Genomic DNA, 599 nt, shown 5'->3' on the forward strand with positions numbered 1-599 from the left:
GTGGCATAAAAGCCGAGACTGTTCGGCACCACACCGGTGAACGCGTAAGTCGCTCCCGTTACACTCGTCGCTGTCGCTACCAACGTGCCATTGGTCAAGTACAGCTTCAAGGTTGCGCCCGCAGTGAAACCGCTGACGCTGATACTCTCCTCGCCGCCTGTCACCGCAGGGGAAACCGGAATGTCCGGCTGTACCGTCACGAAACTACTGTTCGCGCTGGTTACGCCGTTAATGCTTTGAACCGCATAGTAGGTCTTCCGGGCGGTCAAGCCGCTGAATCGCCATACGCCGCTGCCTTGATCCGACGGGGAATCCGAGATCAGGCTCCCGTTCTCTTCGTACAGCTTCACCGTTGCGCCGCTCAGCACGTTGCTTACGTCCACGTAATCAAGCCCCGCCGAGGCCGAAGGCACCCTTAACGTAACGCCGACAAAAGCGGAGTTCTCGCTCTCCTCGCCGCTTACCGTCTGCGTGGCATAAAAGCCGAGACTGTTCGGCACCACACCGGTGAACGCGTAAGTCGCTCCCGTTACACTCGTCGCTGTCGCTACCAACGTGCCATTGGTCAAGTACAGCTTCAAGGTTGCGCCCGCAGTGAA

General features: G+C 58.8%; 1 protein-coding gene. It reads right to left on the bottom strand.

Going from position 1 to position 599, the window contains the following annotated elements:
* A partial coding sequence (locus PV433_RS21575; RefSeq protein WP_332074122.1) for a hypothetical protein occupies positions 1 to 599 on the bottom strand: 599 nt, incomplete at both ends.

Origin of the sequence: Paenibacillus sp. GYB004, from assembly GCF_036577605.1 — a bacterium.
Lineage (GTDB): Bacteria > Bacillota > Bacilli > Paenibacillales > NBRC-103111 > Paenibacillus_AB > Paenibacillus_AB oceani.